This is a genomic window from Staphylococcus lugdunensis (assembly GCF_001558775.1).
GTDB classification, from domain to species: Bacteria; Bacillota; Bacilli; order Staphylococcales; family Staphylococcaceae; genus Staphylococcus; species Staphylococcus lugdunensis.
This window is the reverse complement of the sequence record NZ_CP014022.1, coordinates 1,120,851-1,141,729: the sequence shown is the minus strand read 5'-3', so window position 1 is coordinate 1,141,729 and position 20,879 is coordinate 1,120,851. Positions and strand designations below refer to the sequence as shown.

Annotated in this window: 24 protein-coding genes and 1 pseudogene; 20 read left to right on the top strand and 5 right to left on the bottom strand. The window is 32.8% G+C overall.

The genetic code is table 11. From position 1 onward, the window contains the following. Window positions 1–130: 130 nt before the first annotated feature. The 19 genes and pseudogenes from AL499_RS05435 to AL499_RS05350 all read left to right on the top strand — a co-directional run bounded on the left by AL499_RS05435 (window position 131) and on the right by AL499_RS05350 (window position 16,537). Window positions 131–610 carry a GNAT family N-acetyltransferase gene (locus tag AL499_RS05435; RefSeq protein WP_002459873.1) on the top strand — a complete coding sequence of 160 codons (480 nt, stop codon included), beginning with the start codon at window positions 131–133 and terminating at the stop codon, window positions 608–610. Window positions 611–636: 26 nt separating this feature from the next. Further along, entirely contained in the window at window positions 637–1,974 is a 1,338-nt protein-coding gene (locus tag AL499_RS05430; RefSeq protein ID WP_002459872.1) for an HD domain-containing protein, read from the top strand. Window positions 1,975–2,072: 98 nt separating this feature from the next. Next, window positions 2,073–2,579 carry a YwhD family protein gene (locus tag AL499_RS05425; protein WP_002479423.1) on the top strand — a complete coding sequence of 169 codons (507 nt, stop codon included), beginning with the start codon at window positions 2,073–2,075 and terminating at the stop codon, window positions 2,577–2,579. A gap of 562 nt (window positions 2,580–3,141) precedes the next feature. Next, a complete protein-coding gene (gene adhP / locus AL499_RS05420) occupies window positions 3,142–4,152 on the top strand; it encodes an alcohol dehydrogenase AdhP (protein WP_002492995.1) in 1,011 nt (336 codons plus the stop codon). Between the two features lie 115 nt (window positions 4,153–4,267). Beyond that, window positions 4,268–4,673: pseudogene (locus AL499_RS05415) on the top strand (cupin domain-containing protein). Between the two features lie 146 nt (window positions 4,674–4,819). After that, window positions 4,820–5,212 carry a hypothetical protein gene (locus AL499_RS05410; protein ID WP_002459868.1) on the top strand — a complete coding sequence of 131 codons (393 nt, stop codon included), beginning with the start codon at window positions 4,820–4,822 and terminating at the stop codon, window positions 5,210–5,212. 253 nt (window positions 5,213–5,465) lie between these two features. Then, the gene (locus AL499_RS12635) at window positions 5,466–5,606 is read left to right on the top strand and encodes a hypothetical protein (protein ID WP_002479420.1); all 141 of its coding nucleotides are present in this window, start codon (window positions 5,466–5,468) and stop codon (window positions 5,604–5,606) included. Window positions 5,607–6,057: 451 nt separating this feature from the next. Continuing rightward, window positions 6,058–6,474, top strand: coding sequence for a YwiB family protein (locus tag AL499_RS05405; protein WP_002479419.1), 417 nt, complete (start codon window positions 6,058–6,060; stop codon window positions 6,472–6,474). After that, entirely contained in the window at window positions 6,471–8,138 is a 1,668-nt protein-coding gene (argS, locus tag AL499_RS05400; RefSeq protein WP_002492969.1) for an arginine--tRNA ligase, read from the top strand. Before AL499_RS05405 ends, argS begins: the two co-directional genes overlap by 4 nt. Window positions 8,139–8,194: 56 nt before the next feature. Further along, window positions 8,195–8,854, top strand: coding sequence for an endonuclease III domain-containing protein (locus tag AL499_RS05395; RefSeq protein WP_037540831.1), 660 nt, complete (start codon window positions 8,195–8,197; stop codon window positions 8,852–8,854). A gap of 70 nt (window positions 8,855–8,924) precedes the next feature. Beyond that, on the top strand, window positions 8,925–9,689 hold the full coding sequence (locus AL499_RS05390) for a MerR family transcriptional regulator (protein ID WP_226952585.1): 765 nt from the start codon (window positions 8,925–8,927) through the stop codon (window positions 9,687–9,689). A 75-nt stretch (window positions 9,690–9,764) separates the two neighbouring features. Next, window positions 9,765–10,259 carry a DUF805 domain-containing protein gene (locus tag AL499_RS05385; RefSeq protein WP_002459862.1) on the top strand — a complete coding sequence of 165 codons (495 nt, stop codon included), beginning with the start codon at window positions 9,765–9,767 and terminating at the stop codon, window positions 10,257–10,259. Between the two features lie 225 nt (window positions 10,260–10,484). Beyond that, a complete protein-coding gene (locus AL499_RS05380) occupies window positions 10,485–11,378 on the top strand; it encodes an ABC transporter substrate-binding protein (protein ID WP_002493019.1) in 894 nt (297 codons plus the stop codon). Between the two features lie 165 nt (window positions 11,379–11,543). Beyond that, on the top strand, window positions 11,544–12,494 hold the full coding sequence (locus tag AL499_RS05375) for a FecCD family ABC transporter permease (protein ID WP_002459860.1): 951 nt from the start codon (window positions 11,544–11,546) through the stop codon (window positions 12,492–12,494). A gap of 51 nt (window positions 12,495–12,545) precedes the next feature. Further along, window positions 12,546–13,247: an HAD family hydrolase gene (locus AL499_RS05370; protein WP_002459859.1), complete on the top strand. Its 702-nt coding sequence runs from the start codon at window positions 12,546–12,548 to the stop codon at window positions 13,245–13,247. 3 nt (window positions 13,248–13,250) lie between these two features. After that, window positions 13,251–14,045 (top strand): alpha/beta fold hydrolase, encoded by a 795-nt coding sequence (locus AL499_RS05365; protein ID WP_002492978.1) that lies wholly within the window; start codon window positions 13,251–13,253, stop codon window positions 14,043–14,045. A gap of 151 nt (window positions 14,046–14,196) precedes the next feature. Then, window positions 14,197–14,703 (top strand): SA0570 family protein, encoded by a 507-nt coding sequence (locus AL499_RS05360; protein WP_002459857.1) that lies wholly within the window; start codon window positions 14,197–14,199, stop codon window positions 14,701–14,703. A gap of 168 nt (window positions 14,704–14,871) precedes the next feature. Then, window positions 14,872–15,588: a hypothetical protein gene (locus AL499_RS05355; RefSeq protein ID WP_002459856.1), complete on the top strand. Its 717-nt coding sequence runs from the start codon at window positions 14,872–14,874 to the stop codon at window positions 15,586–15,588. A gap of 166 nt (window positions 15,589–15,754) precedes the next feature. Further along, window positions 15,755–16,537 carry an alpha/beta fold hydrolase gene (locus tag AL499_RS05350; RefSeq protein ID WP_037540832.1) on the top strand — a complete coding sequence of 261 codons (783 nt, stop codon included), beginning with the start codon at window positions 15,755–15,757 and terminating at the stop codon, window positions 16,535–16,537. A gap of 230 nt (window positions 16,538–16,767) precedes the next feature. Here AL499_RS05350 and sarA read toward each other — a convergent pair whose 3' ends face one another. From sarA to sroA, 5 genes are all read right to left on the bottom strand, one after another. Continuing rightward, on the bottom strand, window positions 16,768–17,136 hold the full coding sequence (gene sarA / locus AL499_RS05345) for a global transcriptional regulator SarA (RefSeq protein WP_002493003.1): 369 nt from the start codon (window positions 17,134–17,136) through the stop codon (window positions 16,768–16,770). Window positions 17,137–17,466: 330 nt separating this feature from the next. After that, window positions 17,467–18,324, bottom strand: a complete 858-nt coding sequence (locus AL499_RS05340; protein ID WP_002492953.1) for an efflux RND transporter periplasmic adaptor subunit — start codon at window positions 18,322–18,324, stop codon at window positions 17,467–17,469. Window positions 18,325–18,515: 191 nt separating this feature from the next. Next, window positions 18,516–19,445 (bottom strand): DMT family transporter, encoded by a 930-nt coding sequence (locus AL499_RS05335; protein ID WP_002492944.1) that lies wholly within the window; start codon window positions 19,443–19,445, stop codon window positions 18,516–18,518. Window positions 19,446–19,735: 290 nt separating this feature from the next. Continuing rightward, window positions 19,736–19,957 (bottom strand): DUF2922 domain-containing protein, encoded by a 222-nt coding sequence (locus tag AL499_RS05330; RefSeq protein WP_002459851.1) that lies wholly within the window; start codon window positions 19,955–19,957, stop codon window positions 19,736–19,738. A 15-nt stretch (window positions 19,958–19,972) separates the two neighbouring features. After that, complete coding sequence (gene sroA / locus AL499_RS05325; protein WP_002479411.1) at window positions 19,973–20,179, bottom strand: sigS mRNA-stabilizing protein SroA; 207 nt, start codon at window positions 20,177–20,179, stop codon at window positions 19,973–19,975. Window positions 20,180–20,317: 138 nt separating this feature from the next. On the opposite strand from sroA, the gene AL499_RS05320 reads away from it, so the two are divergent. Further along, the gene (locus tag AL499_RS05320) at window positions 20,318–20,875 is read left to right on the top strand and encodes a tyrosine-type recombinase/integrase (protein WP_002492948.1); all 558 of its coding nucleotides are present in this window, start codon (window positions 20,318–20,320) and stop codon (window positions 20,873–20,875) included. The last annotated feature ends 4 nt before the right edge of the window (window positions 20,876–20,879 follow it).

Sequence of the window (20,879 nt, the reverse complement as noted above, 5' to 3'; positions counted from 1 at the left end):
GAGATATTCTAGGGTAACATTTCTAAAAAGTTAATGGCTTAAGTCTCATATCTATAATAATGATATGAATAACTCAAAATGTGATATAATGCAACTATTATTACTTCATTAACGGTCAGGAGAGACAGGCATGTATAGAGTTAGAAAAGCGACTGAGCAAGATGCAGTAGCCATTCGAGATGTTGCTACAAAAGCTTGGTATAACACGTATTTAGCAATTTATGCTGCATCAACAGTCAACGAACTATTGGCAGCTTCTTATAATGAGCAACATTTAGCGAAACGTTTAAAAGAACAATTATTTTTAGTTGCTGAAGAAGAAGGGATTATTGTAGGATTTGCCAACTTTATTTATGGTAAAGAACTATTTTTATCTGCCCATTATGTGCATCCTGAAGCACAGCATAAAGGATACGGCACAAGTTTATTAAATAAAGGTATAGAAACATTTAAAGGTCAGTACGATACAGTATATTTAGAAGTAGACAATAAAAATGCTAAAGGTATTGAATATTATCAAAATCATGGCTTTGAAATCGTGCGTTCGTATCAGCCAGAAATGTATGGCGAACATATGGATTTAGCTTTAATGAAAAAGGAAATAAAATAGCTTCGTTTTGCACAGCAGACAGCAACATGATTCATGATATTTCAAGCCTCAAAAGGAGGATAACTTTGAATTTATCATCATACGCGACAAAAAAGTTAGCAGAAGAAAAGGTGTTTAAAGACCCTATACACAGATATATACATGTCAAAGATCAACTGATTTGGGACTTAATCAAAACGAAGGAATTTCAACGCTTACGACGTATTAAACAACTTGGAACGTTGTATTTATCTTTTCATACAGCCGAACATAGTCGTTTCGGCCATTCTTTAGGTGTTTATGAAATCGTCAGACGTCTTATTGATGAGTCATTTAACGGGCGTGAAGCGTGGGATAACAGTGACAGACCACTCGCTTTATGTGCTGCGCTACTCCATGATTTAGGACATGGACCATTTTCACATAGCTTTGAGAAAATTTTCAATACTGATCATGAAGCCTTTACTCAAGCAATTATTGTTGGAGATACAGAAGTAAACGAAGTGTTAAGTCGCGTTTCGGATACTTTCCCACAAGAAGTTGCAGATGTTATTAATAAGACGCATAATAATAAGCTCGTGATTTCAATGATTTCATCACAAATTGATGCAGATAGAATGGATTATTTACAGCGTGATGCTTATTTTACAGGCGTATCTTATGGCACGTTTGATATGGAACGGATATTGAGATTAATGCGACCTTCTAAGGATGAAGTACTAATTAAAGAAAGTGGTATGCATGCTGTTGAGAATTTTATTATGAGTCGTTACCAAATGTATTGGCAAATCTATTTTCACCCAGTTAGTCGTGGAGGAGAAGTATTGCTCAATAATTGTTTGAAACGAGCGAAACACTTATATCAAGAAGGCTATATATTTAAAATGCATCCACATGACTTTGTACCGTTTTTTGAAGGAACAATGACCATAGAACAATATATTGATTTAGACGAAGCCGTTGTTCTTTATTATCTTAAAAATTGGATTAAAGAAGATGATGCAATATTAAGCGATTTATCGCGACGGTTTATCAATAGGGATTTGTTTAAGTACATTCCTTTTGATGGTTCTATTATAACAATTACGGAATTACAAGAATTATTTATTCAAGCTGGCATAGATCCAACGTATTATTTTGTTAGTGAAGCTTTTTCAGATTTACCTTACGATTATGATAGACCAGGATCTAACCGTCAACCGATTCATTTGCTACGAAAAAATGGTCATATTCGAGAAATTAGTAGTCAATCATTAGTAATTTCCAGTATTACAGGTATTAATCGTGAAGATTATAAATTATACTATCCTAAGGAGCGCATCCTTAATATTGCTGACCTTGAAGTTAAAGGTTCAATTATTAATTTACTCAATGAGTTAAATTAATGATTGATATAACCATTCAGTAACATTAGCTGATGCGTAGAATAGATAATAGTTAAAGTTCAAATAGATACTTTTTGATTTATATGGAGGTGTCATGATTGGCAGAGAATAAAGGATTTAAGTTTAATATTATTAAAAATGACCCTTTAGATGGCCATAAAGGTACAAATATTGGCTCAATTAGCTTAGATAATATTGCACCTGTATTTATTGATGTTGCCAACCAAGAAGCTTTTATTGATATTGGAGGTATGCATGCACGAGCTCAAGTAGAAAAAGGTGTGAAATGGATAACTGATAAAGAAACAGTAGAAGGTGACGATGCAAAGGAATATTGGCTTTGTTGGGTGACGACTGAACGTAGTGAACAAGGTCCATACTATGCAGGCGTTACTGCATGTTACTTGCTCGTTAATAAGTCCATTCGCCGTGGTTATAAAAGCATGCCTGAACATGTTAATATGATGGATAAATCAATGAAACATCATGTTATCATAGATCATATTGGTGACAATAACAAACAGGTACTCAAGAAATTTTTACAATCACATAATAGTGAAATGTGGAATAATTCGAGCTCTGAGCTACATTTAGCATTTGAATAAGATTGAGCTATACAAGCTTATATTATTTAAATATAAAGACAACACGTTTACCACTAAACTTGTAAAGTCTTGGATATAGATATCAGGTTGGGACATAAATCCCAGCATAATCGCACAAAGATGATTAAAAATTAAAAATCGTCTTTGTGCCTCTTTTATGCTCAATACGTCGTATTTAAAAGCACTTGGTTTGGTCTTAAGTGGTACGTAATATAACAAAGAATAAAGAAGCGCCTGAGAGATAACGCCTCATTTATTTTAGGTTCGTAACAATATATTGGCAGTAGTTGACTGGATAGAAAATACGCTTAAACTGAGTTTTTTCAATCTTAGTCAAGCTTGCCTGCGTGGGAATATGAATTCAAAATGAATGCTGTCTTACATGCTTGTTTAACTTGTCAAAGACATTGTTATCCCGGATGCTTTATATATTTTATGCTTAAAATATAATTTAATGAAAAACATTGTGAGCTAGGTTATTGCTAACGATAGTAAGCTTTTGCATGGTATAATTAAACTATAATAGTGTTGTATTACAACGAATGATAGGAGTGGAGTAATCATGAAAGCAGCTGTTGTTACGCAAGATCATAAAGTAAGTTTAGAAGATAAAACTTTACGTTCTTTGAAGCCTGGAGAAGCACTTGTTAAGACAGAATTTTGTGGTGTTTGTCATACTGATTTACATGTGAAAAATGCGGATTTTGGTGATGTTACAGGTAGAATACTAGGTCATGAAGGAATCGGAAAAGTGATTGAAGTTGCCGATGATGTTACCGCATTAAAAGTCGGCGATCGTGTGTCAATCGCTTGGATGTACGCAGCTTGTGGACGTTGTGAATATTGTACTTCTGGACGTGAAACATTATGTCGTGATGTCCAAAATGCAGGTTATACGGTCGATGGTGCAATGGCAGAAGAGGTTATTGTAAATGCAAATTATGCCGTTAAAGTGCCTGATGACTTAGATCCTGCCGCAGCTTCATCAATTACTTGTGCTGGTGTTACAACATATAAAGCGGTTAAAGTGAGCAAAATTAAACCTGGACAATGGATTGGAATATTTGGTATCGGTGGTTTAGGTAATTTAGCACTTCAATATGCTAAGAATGTGTTTAATGCTAAAGTCGTTGCATTTGATATTAGTGATGATAAGTTGAATTTTGCCAAAGAATTAGGTGCCGATGCAGTCGTGAACACTAAAAATCAAGATGCAACTGAAATCGTTAATCAACTAACCAATAATAAAGGTTTAGATGCCACAGTGATTACTGCAGTAGCGAAGACACCTTTTAACCAAGCAGTTGATGTTGTTAAAGCTGGTGCACGTGTTGTTGCTGTTGGTTTACCTGTAGACAAAATGGATTTAGATATACCACGTCTTGTGTTAGATGGTATTGAAGTCGTCGGTTCTTTAGTAGGAACACGTCAAGACTTAAAAGAAGCTTTCCAATTTGCTGCAGAAGGTAAAGTTGTTCCTAAAGTTAAAACACGTGACTTAGAGGATATTAATGATATCTTTGAAGAAATGGAACAAGGTAAAATCACTGGTCGTATGGTTATTAAGTTTTAATTTGAACGATACAACATCATTATAGCTATACATCAAGCTGGGACATTTTGTTACTGTTCCAGCTTCTATATGTTTTCATTGGTTAAAGAAACAAATTTAGGAAAGTGTGATAAAAATGACTAACAAAAATATTGATACAGTTTTTGAAATGGGTGAAAAAAATGACGCATTTAAAGAATATTTTATTGGGGGATAGTTATCTTAATATGTTGTCTACAGAAGGCATAACTATTGGTAATGTAACATTTGAACCTGGTTGTAGAAATAACTGGCATATCCATCATAAAGGTGGACAAATCTTACTTGTAACAGCAGGTGAAGGTTATTATCAAGCCTGGGGAGAACCTGCACGTAAGTTAACGAAAGGTGATGTGGTTCATATACCAGCAGAAGTCAAACATTGGCATGGTGCTACAAAAGATAGCTGGTTTACACATTTAGCGATTGAAGTTCCAGCAGAAAATAGCTCTAACGAATGGTTAGAACCCGTCGATGATGAGCAATATAGTAAGATTGAATAATAATGTTTAACGTGATTTTCCCATTTAAATGAATTAATTTTAAAACAAAATATGAATTATTTCTGTTCAGCGCATAGTGATAAAATATACAAATACTGAAATTTTATATATAATAAAATTAATAATTATATGGGAGAGATGACGTTATGCAGATGAAATTAAGAGAACAAGAACTTATAGATTTTTTAGAAATAAATTTTCCAGATAAAGAATTTAAAAAAGGGAGAATGTTAGTTGGTCAACATCATCGTGACGATTTGACAGTCTATTATCTTGGTGAAGAATTGTTTGCCGCTATCATTGTGGCATTTAACACATTTGAAACGAGAGAAGCTATGCTATTAGATTACACTGCAGTGAAGGATATCACGTTAAAAGAAGGTTGGCTATATCGCAAAATGATTATTACAACTGAAAATGAACGTATGAAATATGGTACTTCCAAAGTGCTATTAAGTGATTTCCAAACAGAAAACTTTAATTATTTTATAGATGGTCAAAAAGAACGTGTCATTTTTAAAAATGGGAAATTTGTCTAAAATCACCGTTAATGATTTATTTGAAATGTCAAAACACCTATGTTGTATCAAGCATAGATTAACTCTAAGCTGCTATATATAAACATATTACAAGATGCTTAAACGCTATGTAATAACCAGAGCGATACATATATTTGAAAAGGTTGCTCTATGTTAATGTAGCACAGTCTATTAATCAATTAATATTGTAATCAACTTAATAAATGGTATAATTTTTGTAAGTGAATTGATTTATAGAATGAGAGGACAACAAATGACTAAACTATTATTGTTTGTAACAACGCTTTGTTTTGGCATCATCTATTTCTATAAGTATAAAATGTTGGTAGATAAATATAATTATGACATAGTAGAACTTGAATCAGAAGCAGATATTTTTAGAAAGAATAGATAAATATTGTGACGCAGATGGCAAATTACAGTATATGATAGATTAAAATGAAGAAGCAAAGCAAAAGCTGGAGCAACTTATACAAGAGTTGTTTCAGCTTTTTAACGATTTAAGTAGTTAAAGCAATATAATTTTAAAAAAGAAGCAGTTGATGATGAGCTTAGCGATATGTCCAGTTTCATAAGGGGAATAATTGTCATAGAATGATGCATATTTATCGGCATACTCATGCTGACTATATCGCTATTTTGAATATGATTAACAAATGCATATTGTATTTCTGATATTGGTCCATGTAGTTCAATAGCAAAGTCTTTTAAAGCAAGATTAATTTTAATGATAAGATATTTAATATGTCGATAAGTCCATATTTTTAGTATATTGACGACTACAAGCGCTATAGTATTTATGCTATAATGTGGTGTAATTATTTAGAGATTAAGGTGAGTAACTTTTGACTAAGACTGTAAAGATTAATACAAAGCAAGTCTTAAAGCAAAATGGCGATAAGCAACAATTTGATATGACAACGATTGGTGTATGGCAACAGCGTCAGTCCGAATTCATTCGATATGAAGAAAATATAGAAGATGCTAATGTAAATGTAACGATTAAAATAGACCAACAAGGGGTCAAGCTCATTCGCAAAGGCGATATTAATATGAACCTCCATTTTGTTGAAGGTAAAACAACAACGACTTTGTACGATATTTCAGCAGGACGACTCACTTTAACGGTTAAAACATTGAGTATCCTGCATTTTGTCAACAAGTCGGGTGGCAAATTGAAGATACATTATGAGTTGTATCAAGAAGATGAAAAAATGGGCACGTACCAGTATGAAATAAACTATAAGGAGATAAGCGAATGAATATTATCGAACAAGTAAAGCAGACATTAATTAATGAAATTAAAACGAGCATAAAATCAGCTGAACTCATTCAAGATCAATCAATACCAGAAATAAAAATCGAAATTCCTAAAGATAGTAAAAATGGTGACTATTCTACCAACATTGCGATGGTCTTAACTAAATTAGCAAAGCGGAATCCACGCGAAATTGCTCAAGCCATTGTGGATCATCTTGATACAACGAAAGCACATGTAAAACAAGTAGACATCGCAGGACCAGGCTTTATAAATTTTTATTTAGATAATCATTATTTGACGGCAATCATTCCTGAAGCCATTTCTAAGGGAGCGTATTATGGTTATGCAAGTGAGCCTAAAAACAAACGTATTTTGTTGGAATATGTATCTGCCAATCCTACCGGGGACTTACATATTGGTCATGCTCGAAACGCAGCAGTAGGCGATTCACTAGCCAATATATTAATTGCTGCAGGATATGATGTAACACGAGAATATTATATTAATGACGCCGGTAATCAAATCACGAATTTAGCGCGTTCTATTGAAACAAGATTCTTTGAAGCATTAGGTGATACGAGTCATAAAATGCCGGAAGATGGGTATAACGGCAAAGACATTATTGAAATTGGTAAAGACTTAGCGCAGAAACATCCGGAAATTAAAGATTACTCTGACCATGACCGTTTAAAAACATTTAGACAATTAGGTGTTGAATACGAAATGGTGAAGCTGAAGAGAGATTTGGCTGATTTCAATGCGCACTTTGATAGTTGGTTTAGTGAAACAACGTTATATGACAATGGTGCTATTGAAAACACATTGGCACGTATGAAAGAAAACGGTTATACGTACGAAAAAGATGGTGCTACATGGTTACGCACGTCTGATTTTAAAGATGATAAAGACCGTGTTTTAATCAAAAGTGATGGCTCGTATACTTATTTCACACCTGATACGGCTTATCATTATGACAAAATTAATCGAGGTAATGATATCTTAATTGATTTAATGGGTGCAGATCATCACGGTTATATTAATCGTATTAAAGCAAGCTTAGAAACATTTGGCGTAGATAGCGATCGTTTAGAAATACAAATCATGCAAATGGTTCGTCTAATGCAAAATGGCGAAGAAGTAAAAATGAGTAAACGTACTGGAAATGCCATTACTTTACGTGAAATTATGGACGAGGTAGGCGTAGATGCGGCGCGTTACTTCCTAACCATGCGTAGTCCAGATTCACATTTTGACTTCGACATGGAACTTGCAAAAGAACAATCACAAGACAATCCAATTTACTATGCACAATATGCTCATGCGCGTATTTGTTCTATCTTGAAACAAGCAAGAGCGCAAGGAATAGACATCACTACAGATGTTGATTTTTCATTGATCACGAATGACAAAGCGATTGACTTATTGAAAAAGGTTGCTGAATTTGAACAAGTTATTGACAATGCTGCCGAGCACCGTGCACCTCATCGTTTAACAAATTATATTCAAGACTTAGCTGCAGCATTCCATAAATTTTATAATGCTGAAAAGGTTTTGACAGATCATCAAGAAAAGACAAAAGCACTTGTTGCACTTATTGAAGCGGTAAGAATTACATTGCATAATGCCTTAACTTTAGTAGGCGTGTCAGCACCTGAGTCTATGTAAAATAAATGAATTAAAGTACCCTCATAGCCTGTTGTTTATGAGGGTATTTTTATCTTATGAATGGGAGTGATAATGTGCCAACGCTAACAACTGAGCAACTTTATAAAAAATTATTCGAAGAGATGGGCCCACAAGCGTGGTGGCCTGCAGAAACTCCAGAAGAAATGATAGCAGGTGCGATATTAGTTCAAAATACAGCATGGAACAATGCACATATGGCATTGCTTCGTCTTAAAGAGGCAACACAATTTCAACCGCAAAGCATTTTATCTTTATCGTTAGAAACGTTGCAGCGCATAATTCGTCCTAGTGGATTTTATAGAAATAAAGCTAAGGCACTACATGAATTGTTCAGTTGGTTACATATGTATCACTTTGACTATGAACACATTGCACATTTATTTGATAAGCGATTGAGAGATGAACTGTTAGCAATTAAAGGGATTGGCTCGGAAACAGCGGATGTCTTAATGGTTTATATATTCAATGGTGTTGAATTTATTCCTGACAGTTATACACGGCGTTTATATCATAAATTAGGCTATCAACAAACAGCTAGCTATGATAAATTAAAGCAGCATATCACATTACCAGTAAATTTTACAAATCAAGATGCGAATGAGTTTCATGCATTATTAGATAATTTTGGTAAAAATTATTTCAATAGTTCAAATAGTAAAAAGTACAACTTTTTAGATGAATATTTTGAACAATAATATAGACATTAACGTAACGTTATTGTATATAGTAGTAGATAAGTATGCATGAATGAAAAATATTAAAGGGGTGAGTTGTTTGCATTACACATTTTTACCTAATGAAGTTGCGCATATTACGGGAAGTAGTACTAGAACATTACGTTACTATCATGAGATAGGGTTACTCATCCCCTCTATCATTGCGGAAAATGGTTATCGTTATTATAGTGAATCAGATATTGAGAAGTTACAAGAAATACAGTTTTTGAAAAATATGGGACTATCTTTGTCACAAATTCATAGGTATTGTCATAGTGATATAGAAGCTAAAAACAAGTTGCTTGAAGCACATTACCAGCAAATTTTGAAACGTTATGATGAGTTAGAACAGCGATTACAAGATTTACAACACCATCTCACTTCATCACATCAGAAAGCATTAGATGAACTTGATTATGATCATGTACGTTTGCATGCGCAATATGCTAAAGAAGCAAAAATAAAGTATGGGCAAACAGACTATTATCAGTCCTATAGCATACAGCAAGTGCAACAAAATAGCGCTTGTAAAAAGTGGGATGAACGTATTGAAGTACCCATGAATCAATTTTTTGATTGCATGAATGAATATTTAATACAAGGAGTTTCAGCTACACAACCAGAAGTTTACCTTAATATTGTTAAGTTAAAAAACATTATATTGCAACAAGTACCCCAATGCGATACTATATTTTTAAACTATATGGCGACACTCTATGAAGAGGATACACGCTTTAGTGCTTATATTAATCGACATAGAAGAGAAGGCCTAAATTGTTATATCTCTGAAGCAATTCGTGCCTATATTGCTTAAAAGATAATAGGCATCTTAATCTGTGGTAAAGTATAAACAAAGAATGTTTGATTACAAATAAGGAGAGATCATGCTGTGGGTTTTTACAAAAAATTTTGGTTAAATACATTTAAGCTTGAAGGAAGAACAAGACGCAAAGAATTTTGGCCGTCTGTCTTAATAACGTGGGGGCTAGTGATTGTGGCTTATTTTTTGATAGCTATCCTATCAATTGTGTTTCCTATATCACGTCCTATTAAAGACTCAATGATAACACTTGTTGAAATTGTTGCTTTATTTCCACTATTTAGTATTTCAGTTCGTCGTTTCCATGATTGTGGTCGCACCATGGCTGCACCGCTTATTATTGCAATATTTGACGGCTTATCAATCATTGAGAATATTTTTAAGATTGTGTTAAATGATTCTAGCGATAAATCATTATTTGAAATGGCAGGAAATATTGGACTATTCATTGGTTTAGTATATACTATAACATTTATTGTGACTGCGCTATATGCGCTTATTGTCTGTCTATTAGAAAGTGATAAAGGTCCTAATAAATATGGTGCAGAACCTGAAGTGCACTAGGCTGTAATAAGATACAAGTTTTAATATACCTACAATTATAAGTGCAAAATTTTTAAAGGTTTATAATGTAGAGACTAGGATACAAATCCCAACATAATCGCACAAAGATGATTAAAAAATTGAAAATCGTCTTTGTGCTTTTTTAATATTTTTGAAAATTACATAATAGTAGCTTAATAAATTTGATATGATGAATATTGAAATAAATATAAAGGTGGTAACATAATGAAGTTAAAATATGGGGTTATACTTTTGCTATCGATACTGCTTATATTAAGTGGTTGTAGTCAATCAGATAAAACGCAACGTAGTCAACATCAAAATGCGGATAAACAATCGCATACACCGTATCAACGAATAGTGTCATTGATGCCAAGCAATACAGAAATATTATATGAATTAGGATTGAAGAAACAACTCATTGGCGTTTCTACTGTGGATGATTATCCTAAAGATATTAAAAAAGGAAGAAAACAATTTGATGCGATGAATCTAAATAAAGAGGCGTTATTAAAAGCAAAACCAGATTTAATTGTTGCGCATGAATCACAAAAAGCATCATCTGATAAAGTACTTAAAGCGCTACAAAAAAATGGTGTCAAAGTGATTTATGTGAAAGATGCTCAATCTATCGATGAGATGTATCAAACATTTAAACAACTAGGTAAGGTAACTCATCGCGAGCAGCAAGCAGAAGCTTTGATACAAGACACAAAACAAAACATTAAAAAAGTAGTTGATAGTATACCGCAGCATCAACGACAACAAGAGGTGTTTTTAGAAGTGTCCTCTAAACCAGACATTTATACTGCAGGGCGGCAGACATTTTTTAACGATATGTTAACTATATTACATGCACGAAATAGCTTTAGTTCAATTGAAGGTTGGAAAGCTGTTAGCAAAGAAGCTATTATTAAAAAGAATCCAGATATATTAATATCTACAGAAGGTATTTCAAAATCTGAATACAACGATATCGTAAAAAAACGAGGTGGATTTAATCAAGTGAAAGCAGTGAAAAATGGTAGAGTTGAAGTTGTGAATGGTGACGAAGTTTCACGACCTGGTCCACGTATTGATGAGGGATTAAAGGATTTAAAAGAAGCCATCTATAAATGATAATAAAGTTGGTAAAAATGTGTGGGCTATTGCTGTAAGACTAATAATTAAACAGTATGTTTGGAAAATATAGCTTGCTTTGTATATTAATTTATTGCTTATAGTATATAGCTTATTTACTGTGGTCAAGTGAGGTTTTAATAAAAAAGATAAAGAGTGACGATAATGAAAGGATATCAGGTAGTAAGTCTTTGGCTAGTGTTATTATGTTTAGTTATAGGCACTAGTCTGTTATGGAACTTAGGCTCAATATTAGATCAATTTAATCAAATGATATTGCTAAAGGTGCGCATACCACGGGTACTTGAAGCGTTAATAGCTGGTGCTGTTTTAACTGTAGCTGGTCAACTGTTTCAAATTGTATTAAATAATCCGTTGGCAGATAGCTTCACATTAGGCTTAGCAAGTGGTGCCACATTTGGTGCGGCGTTACCACTATTTATTGGTATCAGCGTACTCTGGATACCTGTCTTCTCCATTGGTACAAGCATGTTAACACTTATCTTAGTTCTAGCAATTGTCTATACGATGGCTAAACAACAACCAATGCGATTATTAATTATTACAGGTTTAATGATTGGTGCATTGTTTAATGCATTACTTTATATTTTAATACTGATTAAGCCTAAACAACTTAATAATGTAGCAAATTATATGTTTGGAGGCTTTGCTACGGCAGAATTTTATGAATCTTGGATAATGCTTGTGGTATGTTTGCCTTTATTACTATGTTTATTTATTATGATACCGAGAATAAAATTACTACAAGTTGGAGATCTTAAAGGACAATCATTAGGTTTAAATGTAACCACGCTTACTTTCTATGTTTTAATTATAGCCTCAATGATGTCTGCTATTGTAATAGCATATGTAGGGATAATAGGTTTTATAGGTATGATTATTCCGCAATTAAGTCGCAGGATACATCATCGTTACTCACTATATATTCAAATGATATTGAATATTATAATTGGTGGGACTATGATGGTGATAACCGATTGGCTAGGCGCAATTATTATTGCACCAGTTCAAATTCCGGCAAGTATTATTTTAGCCATCATAGGGATCCCCGTGTTATTTTTAATGTTGATAAAATCTGCACGTTTTTTAAGATGACAATAAGTCTTTGCTACGATAATACAAATTATATAATAAAGAGGGACAAACATGGATTTAAGTGGTATTAAAGCAGTTGTATTTGATTTAGAAGGCACTTTATTAGATAGAAAGAAATCAAGAGATAAGTTTATTGAAGAACAATATGAACGTTTCCATGATTACTTCGTGCATGTTCAATTAGCAGATTTTAAAAAGACATTTATTGAATTAGATGATGATGAGGACAACGATAAACCAAATCTCTATAAAGAAATTATTAAACAATTTCATATTGATCGTTTAACATGGAAAGATTTATTTCGAGATTTTGAAATGCATTTTTATCGCTATGTCTTTCCATACTACGACACGCTATACACTTTAGAACAGTTAACAGAACGAAATTATCTTACTGGTGTGATTGCCAATGGTAAGTCAAAGATCAAACAATTTAGACTTCACTCTCTAGGAATTGAACATGTAATTAATTATCTATCGACCTCGGAAATGGTAGGATACCGTAAGCCACACCCAAAAATATTTGAAGATATGATTGCTCAATTAGGAGTTACACCAAATGAAATGATGTATGTAGGTGATGATGCACTAAACGATGTAGCACCAGCAAGAGCGATGGGCATGGTTAGTGTATGGTTTAAACAAGAAGATGCGGAAATTGAGCCATTAGCTGAAGAAGTAGATTACACGATAACAACGATTGAAGAAATATTAGACATTTTACCTCAACAATCAGCAGGGAAGGGAGAATAATAAATGGAGTTATTTACAAGAAAAGGTGGTATTACGATTCATTATCATACTGCAGGTGAAGGTTATCCTGTAGTATTAATACACACGGCATATGATAACGCAGCTATATTTAAAGATTTATCTAAGAAGTTAGCAGAATCATTTCAAGTTGTGCTGATAGATTTGAGAGGGCATGGTTATTCTGATAAACCAAGAATCATTAAATTTAATGAATTTGCAGATGATATCATTTTATTGCTCGATTATTTATATATCGAGCAAGCAGCGTTTATAGGTCACGAATTAGGAGCTAACATTATAGCTGATTTAGCCGTACGCTATCCTGAATATTGTTCTTCATTAACGCTAGTCAATCCAACGTTAATAGAGGGTGAATTGCCTGCTGAACGTTTGTTCCGTAAGTATGCTAATGAAATAAGAAATTGGGAAGACAATAAACAAGAGAAATTTTTAGATAAACATAGATATTATAAACCGCGTCATTTAAACAAATATTTAAAACATATTGAAGACACAAATGCGATTTCCACTAAAGAAGAGATAGAAGCGGTTGAAGAAGTATTTAAAACAACAGGAATTGCACAGTCATTTGACCAAGTAACGCAACCTACATACATTATCTCTGGAGAACATGGTGAGCAAGTTACAAGTGTAGAGGCAAAAGAAGTTGCAGATTTAGTAGGACAACCACAGTTTGAAGTGTTTAATGCTTCTAGTTTGTATCCTTTTATTGAAGAACAAGAACACTTTATTAGTCAGGTTAGTTCGTTTATTAAAGCACATATACCTCAACAATAGTAAGTAAAGAAACGGCAGGTTATATATTTATTATATTACAAATTACATATTTTTGTAATATATTTGTAATAGTAGTGTTATTTTAGTAATATGTAGGGTATAATATGAATGAGCAAATGAAAGATAGAAACAATAGAAGGAGAGAAAGCTTATGAAAAAATTAATGGCATCATTATTAGTTTCTGGCTTGGTAATCAGTGGCGTAGGCATATATCATGTTGAAGCTGCATCTGGAAATACTTCTCAAACTGTAGAACAATTAACGCATGGACAAAAAAATTTAGAAGATGTTAATATAGGCGAATCTATTAATAAAGTAACTAAAAAATATGGCACACCTATCTATTCAAAAGAGCCAAGTGGCAAAGAACATTATTATGAGTATCGCACAAGTAAAGGTGTTTTAGTTGTTACTGCAAATGGTCAAAAAGACCATGGTTATGTTACACGTATTTCTATGACTTATAATAAAGCAGATGGCCCAACATATAAGCATGTTAAGCACCTAGTGGGTAACAAAGCGATTGCACGCGTGCAATACAATAGCGTAAGTGGTAACTTTGGCTATATTGAAAATGGTAAAACAACATATCAATTTGCATCAAATTCACCAAAAGATAAAAATATTAAATTATATCGTATAGATATTGCAAAATAGCTTTTTGTGCAACACTGACATATTAATAATAGAAGCGACAAATACATGTTTTAAATGATTGTATTTTGTCGCTTTCTTTTTGTCATGTGACTTATGTTAAACTTTAAGTAAATGCGAATAACTTATGATACAATTGATTATTGAATCAGTTACGTAAAGGAGTTTATCATGCGTCCTAATGATAAAATATTACTAGAAAATATCGATGATTACTTCACACATAAAGGTTTACCCTCAAATATTATTGATGATATTGAAGAAAAATATCGTCATGATTTAGCTAAATCTGAAGCAAAAAACGAGGATTATATTGAGTATAGAGGGAAGTCGCCGGCACAAATTATCTTGACCATTCAACGCAATATTTTTGGTTTACAAATCAACCCGGCGATTTTCTTCATCATTAATTTTGTGCTTATCTCATATTTATATGATAAACAATTTGTTATTTATCAAGCAGCAACAACGATGTCTATTTGTTATTGTATTATATTATTTCCATTGACAGTTTTACTGCATTTTAGAATAGAAGCTAAAAATTATTTATATAGCAACCGTGTCGAGATGATTATGGGAGTTGTTATCGCTATATTAGCTATGATTTTAATTGTAATGCGCGCATTCAATTTTAATTTGGGGATTGTGCCAGTTTCGATGTATGGCCATCAAGTGGTCTTCTTTGTAGGAATTGCGCTAAGTTTATTAGGCATGTTTCTAAAGCGGTATGAGTTTACAGGAATAGGCCTTCTCTTTGCACAAAAAACAATCGATGCAGTTATTCATAACCCTCATCAAGCTCAAATATTTTCATTAGTAATATGGATATTAATTGTTGTATTAGTGATATACTATACAATTCAATTATCATCACGCACCAAAATATAAAAATTTTAAAAGCTTAGCCATAAGTATTGCTATGTTATGTAGGATGCTATGGGCTAAGCTTTTTATAATAAATGAATATAAATACAAAAGTAATAAAGTGTTTTTAAACTTCTTAGCGTATTCTTAGCGGGAGTGGGTATACAGATTAGTAAAGGGAGGTGCCGTCATGGACAAAATTAAATCGTTTGACCAAAAAGAATTAGTATATAAAGACGAAGGTCAGGGCATTCCCATTATCTTACTACATGGTTTAAATGGTAATTTAGCGGGTTTTTATAATTTAGCAGCAGAGTTAAAAACACAGTATCGAGTTATTACATATGATTTACGTGGTCATGGTAAGTCTTCGAGACCAGATGTGTATCACTTATCTGACCATATTGGAGATTTAAAAGCAATCATGCGTCATTTGGGAATCTGTACGGCTCATTTAGTCGGCCATGAGATGGGGGGCATGGTTGCACGTGAATTTACTGAACAATATCCTAGCCGAGTGTTGTCTTTAACGTTGATTTCTTCTAAACGTAAGGCCGTCGTCCATGGTTTTACACAGTTGATGATTGAGCATCAAGAAGAGATTCAAGGTTTCAATCGTTCAGAGGCTATTTTGATATTATTTCCTTACATTTTCAAGGAACAAAGTCGGGCAATGAAATGGTTCCAAGCACAATATTTATATCATAAGGCTACGTCAGAAGACAATGCGACTGCCAGTAGAGCATTATATTCAATAAGCAATAGTCAAGCTGAACAACCAGCGACTATACATGTGCCAACATTGGTTATTGATGGCAAATATGATCCATTAATTAGTGACGATGATATTGATAACCATTTTACGCGTGTCCAAAAGGAGTTGTTTGAATACTCAGGACATGCACCACACATTGAAGAACCTGATCACTTTTTGTCATTTTTAACTCAGTTTATTGATGCAAGTCATTCTTAACATGATAATAAGCGAGATTGAGATCTATTGAAATTTAATAGTCTATAGTAAAAGATTATGGACAAATATGTTTTTAATGGCTTAATTTGTGTAGTGAAATGTGTTTTGATCATACTATTAGTAAAACTAGAATAAGTTTGTTATTACACTCATTTTCTAGTCAATAAAAAACGCGATTAGCTTATAGCTGATCGCGTTTATGCAATAATATTGCATTATTATGTGCTGACTTATGCATCTTTATTTGCTTCTGTAATACGGTTGTTTACTTGCTCTAATAGCTTGTCGATTTTTTTGCGTTGTGTTGCATTAACAAAAATTAATACAGTTCTTTCATCATGTTCGTTACGTCTTTTATCGAAATAGTTTTCTTGAGACAAATTTTTAACAGCTTTAACAACTTGTGGTTGTTTGTAATTTAAATGATTAATAATATCTTTCAAATAATATTTATCCTTTTTATTTTGACTGATATATGTTAAAACTGCGAATTCTTCAAAACTAATTGAGAATTCTTTCTTTATAATACCTTTCAATTTGTCAGCATAAGTAACCATCGCTAATAATTCAAAGCAATCATTGATTTTTGAAACTGCCATATGTGAAACCTCCCCAATATATTTCCTCATTTACTATAAGACACCGTACCCAATTTAATAATCATACAGATTTATAAAAAAATTAAAGCGTTGCCTATGGATAGTTTGAAGTCAATAAAACTTATTTAAATGCACTTAATGCTATTTTATTTAGTTAATTATAACTAAATAAAAATAAAAAGTAAACATAAAAACACTTAATAAAACAAAATATTGTTTTGAGATAAGTTAGTTTTTATTTAACAGAATTTTCATATTACAAATTAATGTCGGCGTAATTTAGTTTAGTCTCATTATATAAAAAAATTAGTTAAGTGTCATTAAGTGTGCTCAATCATAAATATCTTTGGCTTCAGGATGTCTTACAACGCGGTCATTAATATTTAAACCTTGCGTTATAATAATATACCCTTTTTTTGAACTCTTAGTGTATTTTACTTCTCTTTTAATTAATTTGTTATTTTTTGAAATCAAAACGCAATCTTTTTGAATTAATACTGACTGTGGTAGTTCAAAAGTTGTGTGGTACGGTGCAACTTTAATGTGTGTGCCAAGAGGACAATTTTTATCAGATTTTATTATAACGCGATAAACAGAATTTTTTGTATGATATGCCTTAGGAATTGGAGAAATACTATTGATTTTGCCATAAAATTGTTGATTATTGCTGGTTAGTAATGTAACTTCTTCATCTATTTTAAATTTATTGCGGAATGTTTCTGGTAAATCTCCAACGATGATATGCTCTTCACTTGTAATCGTTAAGATAATATCATTTTCTTTTGAGGGCGTCGTGTTGTTTATCAAAACATACCCCTTGATTGGAGAAGTTAAACGTGTTACTAAATGATTTTGTTCAACTGCAATATCACTAATAAATTTTAAACGGGCTTGATCTTTAAATGTGTTAGAAACGTTTGAATGATTAATTTGAGTAAGCAATTTCTTTTGTGCAAGAATAAGGGGTTCTAATTGAGGATTATAGTAAGTTAATAAAGGTGTCTGTTTTTGGATGAGTTGCTGATTTTTGACATAAATATGATCTATATAGCCATAGCTTGAGTGATAACGTAATTCATAAAAGGATTTAGGTTGTTCCATAGCGGTAAATGAGGCTGATTGGTATGGTTTCACGGTTATTAAAGTTGGGGAAGATTTAGGTTGATTAAAATACGTGTGATAAGCCATCAGGCAAATAGCTAGAACAATTAATAGTAGGAGTAAGGGGAAAATAAAACGATGTTTGAATATTGTGGGCAAGTTAAATCACCTCGGGGTTATTTTATAAAAATATTATACAATATTTTGGCTATATTGAAAGCCTCAGAACGATATTAAATGATTTCACGTTCTAAGGCTTGAGACAAGACAAATGTCTATTAAAAAAGCCGCAGCAAAATAATCCCTAAAGCAATGGCGATAAGACCGAATGTTTTTCTTATAGTGATACGATTTTGAGGTGTCCCCAATAAACCGAAATGATCAATAATAACACCCATAAGCATTTGACCTAACATACCTATAATCGTAGTTAAAGCTGCACCTAAATGAGGCATTAGGACAATGTTTGCAGTGACAAATGCTACGCCTAGCAGACCTCCGATAAAATGTATCGGATGCAATGCTCCTTGCGTTTCATGGTAACGCTCAAGACGTAAATTACGATGAAATAATAATGTTAAGATGAATAAAGCCATTGTTCCAACACTAAAAGACACTAGAGATGCAAAAAGGGAGGAATGCACTTGTTGGGCTAGCGAACTATTAATTGTTGTTTGTAACGGGGGTGCAAAACCAAAAATGAGACCAATGATAAGCCATAAATAAAAACGTGGCTGTTTGGTTTCAGTCAACTTTGATTTCGGCAAATAGTTCATTAAAATAATTCCTAAAAGCAAACAACATGTACCTAAAGATTTGAGCGTAGTGAACGTATGTTGCTGAGCTCCAAGTATGCCAAAGGTATCGATAATTACCCCCATGAAAATTTGCCCAGTTACGGTCATGACAACTGTCAAAGCAGCACCCAGTCGTGGTAATAACAGTAAGTTACCTGTTAGAAAACAAACGCCAAGTAAACCACCTACAAACCATGTGTAATTAAAAGAAGTTTGTTGAGTATGTATGATATGTAGTAGCTGTGGATTGAATATTAAATTAAGCACAACTAAAAAAAGTGTTCCGGTGAAAAAGGAAATGGTCGATGCATAAAATGATGACTTCGTATAATAGCTTAGCCTTGAATTAATTGACGTTTGAATAGGTACGACCATACCGGCAATAAGACCGAATATAAATAGTAATATCATAAGTAAACACGCTTTCTTTAAAATAAGTGATTGGCCTTATTATAGCTGAAATAAAAGTACGATAAAAGATAGTTGTTAAAAAATAGATAGGGGGCGGGACAGAATTCATTGTGAATTCGTAGTCCCACCCCGGCAAGGTTGACTAGGATTGAAAAGCTTGGTGTAAGCGTATTTTCAATCCAGTTAACTACAATCAATATAGAGTTCAGAGCCTGAAAAATAATGATGCCCCAGACTCCGTCAAAAATGGTTAATAATAATCAATTGCTATGGATATTAGTATGAACAAGTTACTTTTCTTCAAAAATGGCAGTTGTTGATTTGTCAATGAGATAAGCCGCAATAGCTTTAACTGGTAAACCAGTTGTTGGATTTAAAATTTTCAATGCAATTAAGTTATTCATGGCTTCTTTAACATGATCTGCATCGGTTGTTGCAACGATATTTGGAACTTGCAGTCTAGCATTTTTATTATCAGCCGTTTTAAATACTAATTCTAGAGTTTTTGGCATGATATGTCCTCCTTATTATACAATTTCTTCAGTTTTAATCGCTTCCACTTTATCAAATTTTAAACCAGTAAGTTGACTTATAATTTGAGAAAATGATTTGATTTGGTCTGCAGTGGCTTGTGGATTCAGTTTTGCAAAGCGTCGTTTTTGTTCTTGTGCTTTACCTGCATCATTAAGTTTGATTTCAGTAAGCTGAACAGTCAGTTGATTGATTTGATTCATTATTTTCACCTCCTTACACTTTATATATCGTTGCGCATTATCAAAAGAGCCAAATGAATTTGAATATATAAGCATAATTCTTTTATGTAACTTAAATATGTATTATTATTAAATGAGAAACAATTATGAGGTGGCCAAATGAATCAAGTAGAACCTATTAGAAATAAAGAAGATATTAAGCGTATGTATCAAGTGCTTAGCATGAAATCTAAGCGAGATTATTTATTTTTCAAATTAGCAATTCATACCGGCATTAGATTGACAGACTTATTAAAATTAGAAGTGAAAGATATTAAAAATCCGCAAAGAGGGAATATTAAAACAGCTTGGATTGAAAACACAGTACCGTCAATTAAGATTAAGTTGCCTGAAACATTACGTCAAGAACTGACAGATTATATTGATGACTATCAATTGGCTAATCAGCAATTATTATTCCAATCAATACGTACACATCAGGCGCTTTCAAGACAGCAGGCCTATAGAATTATTCATCAAGCAGCAGAAGAATTAGGTATTTTACATATAGGATTAACAACTTTGCGCAAAACATTTGCATATCATGCCTATGAATCGGGTATTTCAATTTCGATAATACAAAAATATTTAGGTCACCAGACGACGCAAGAAACAATGAAGTTTATTGGCATTAAGAAAATTGAGAAAAATCAAACAGTGATTGCATTGAATTTATAAGTAA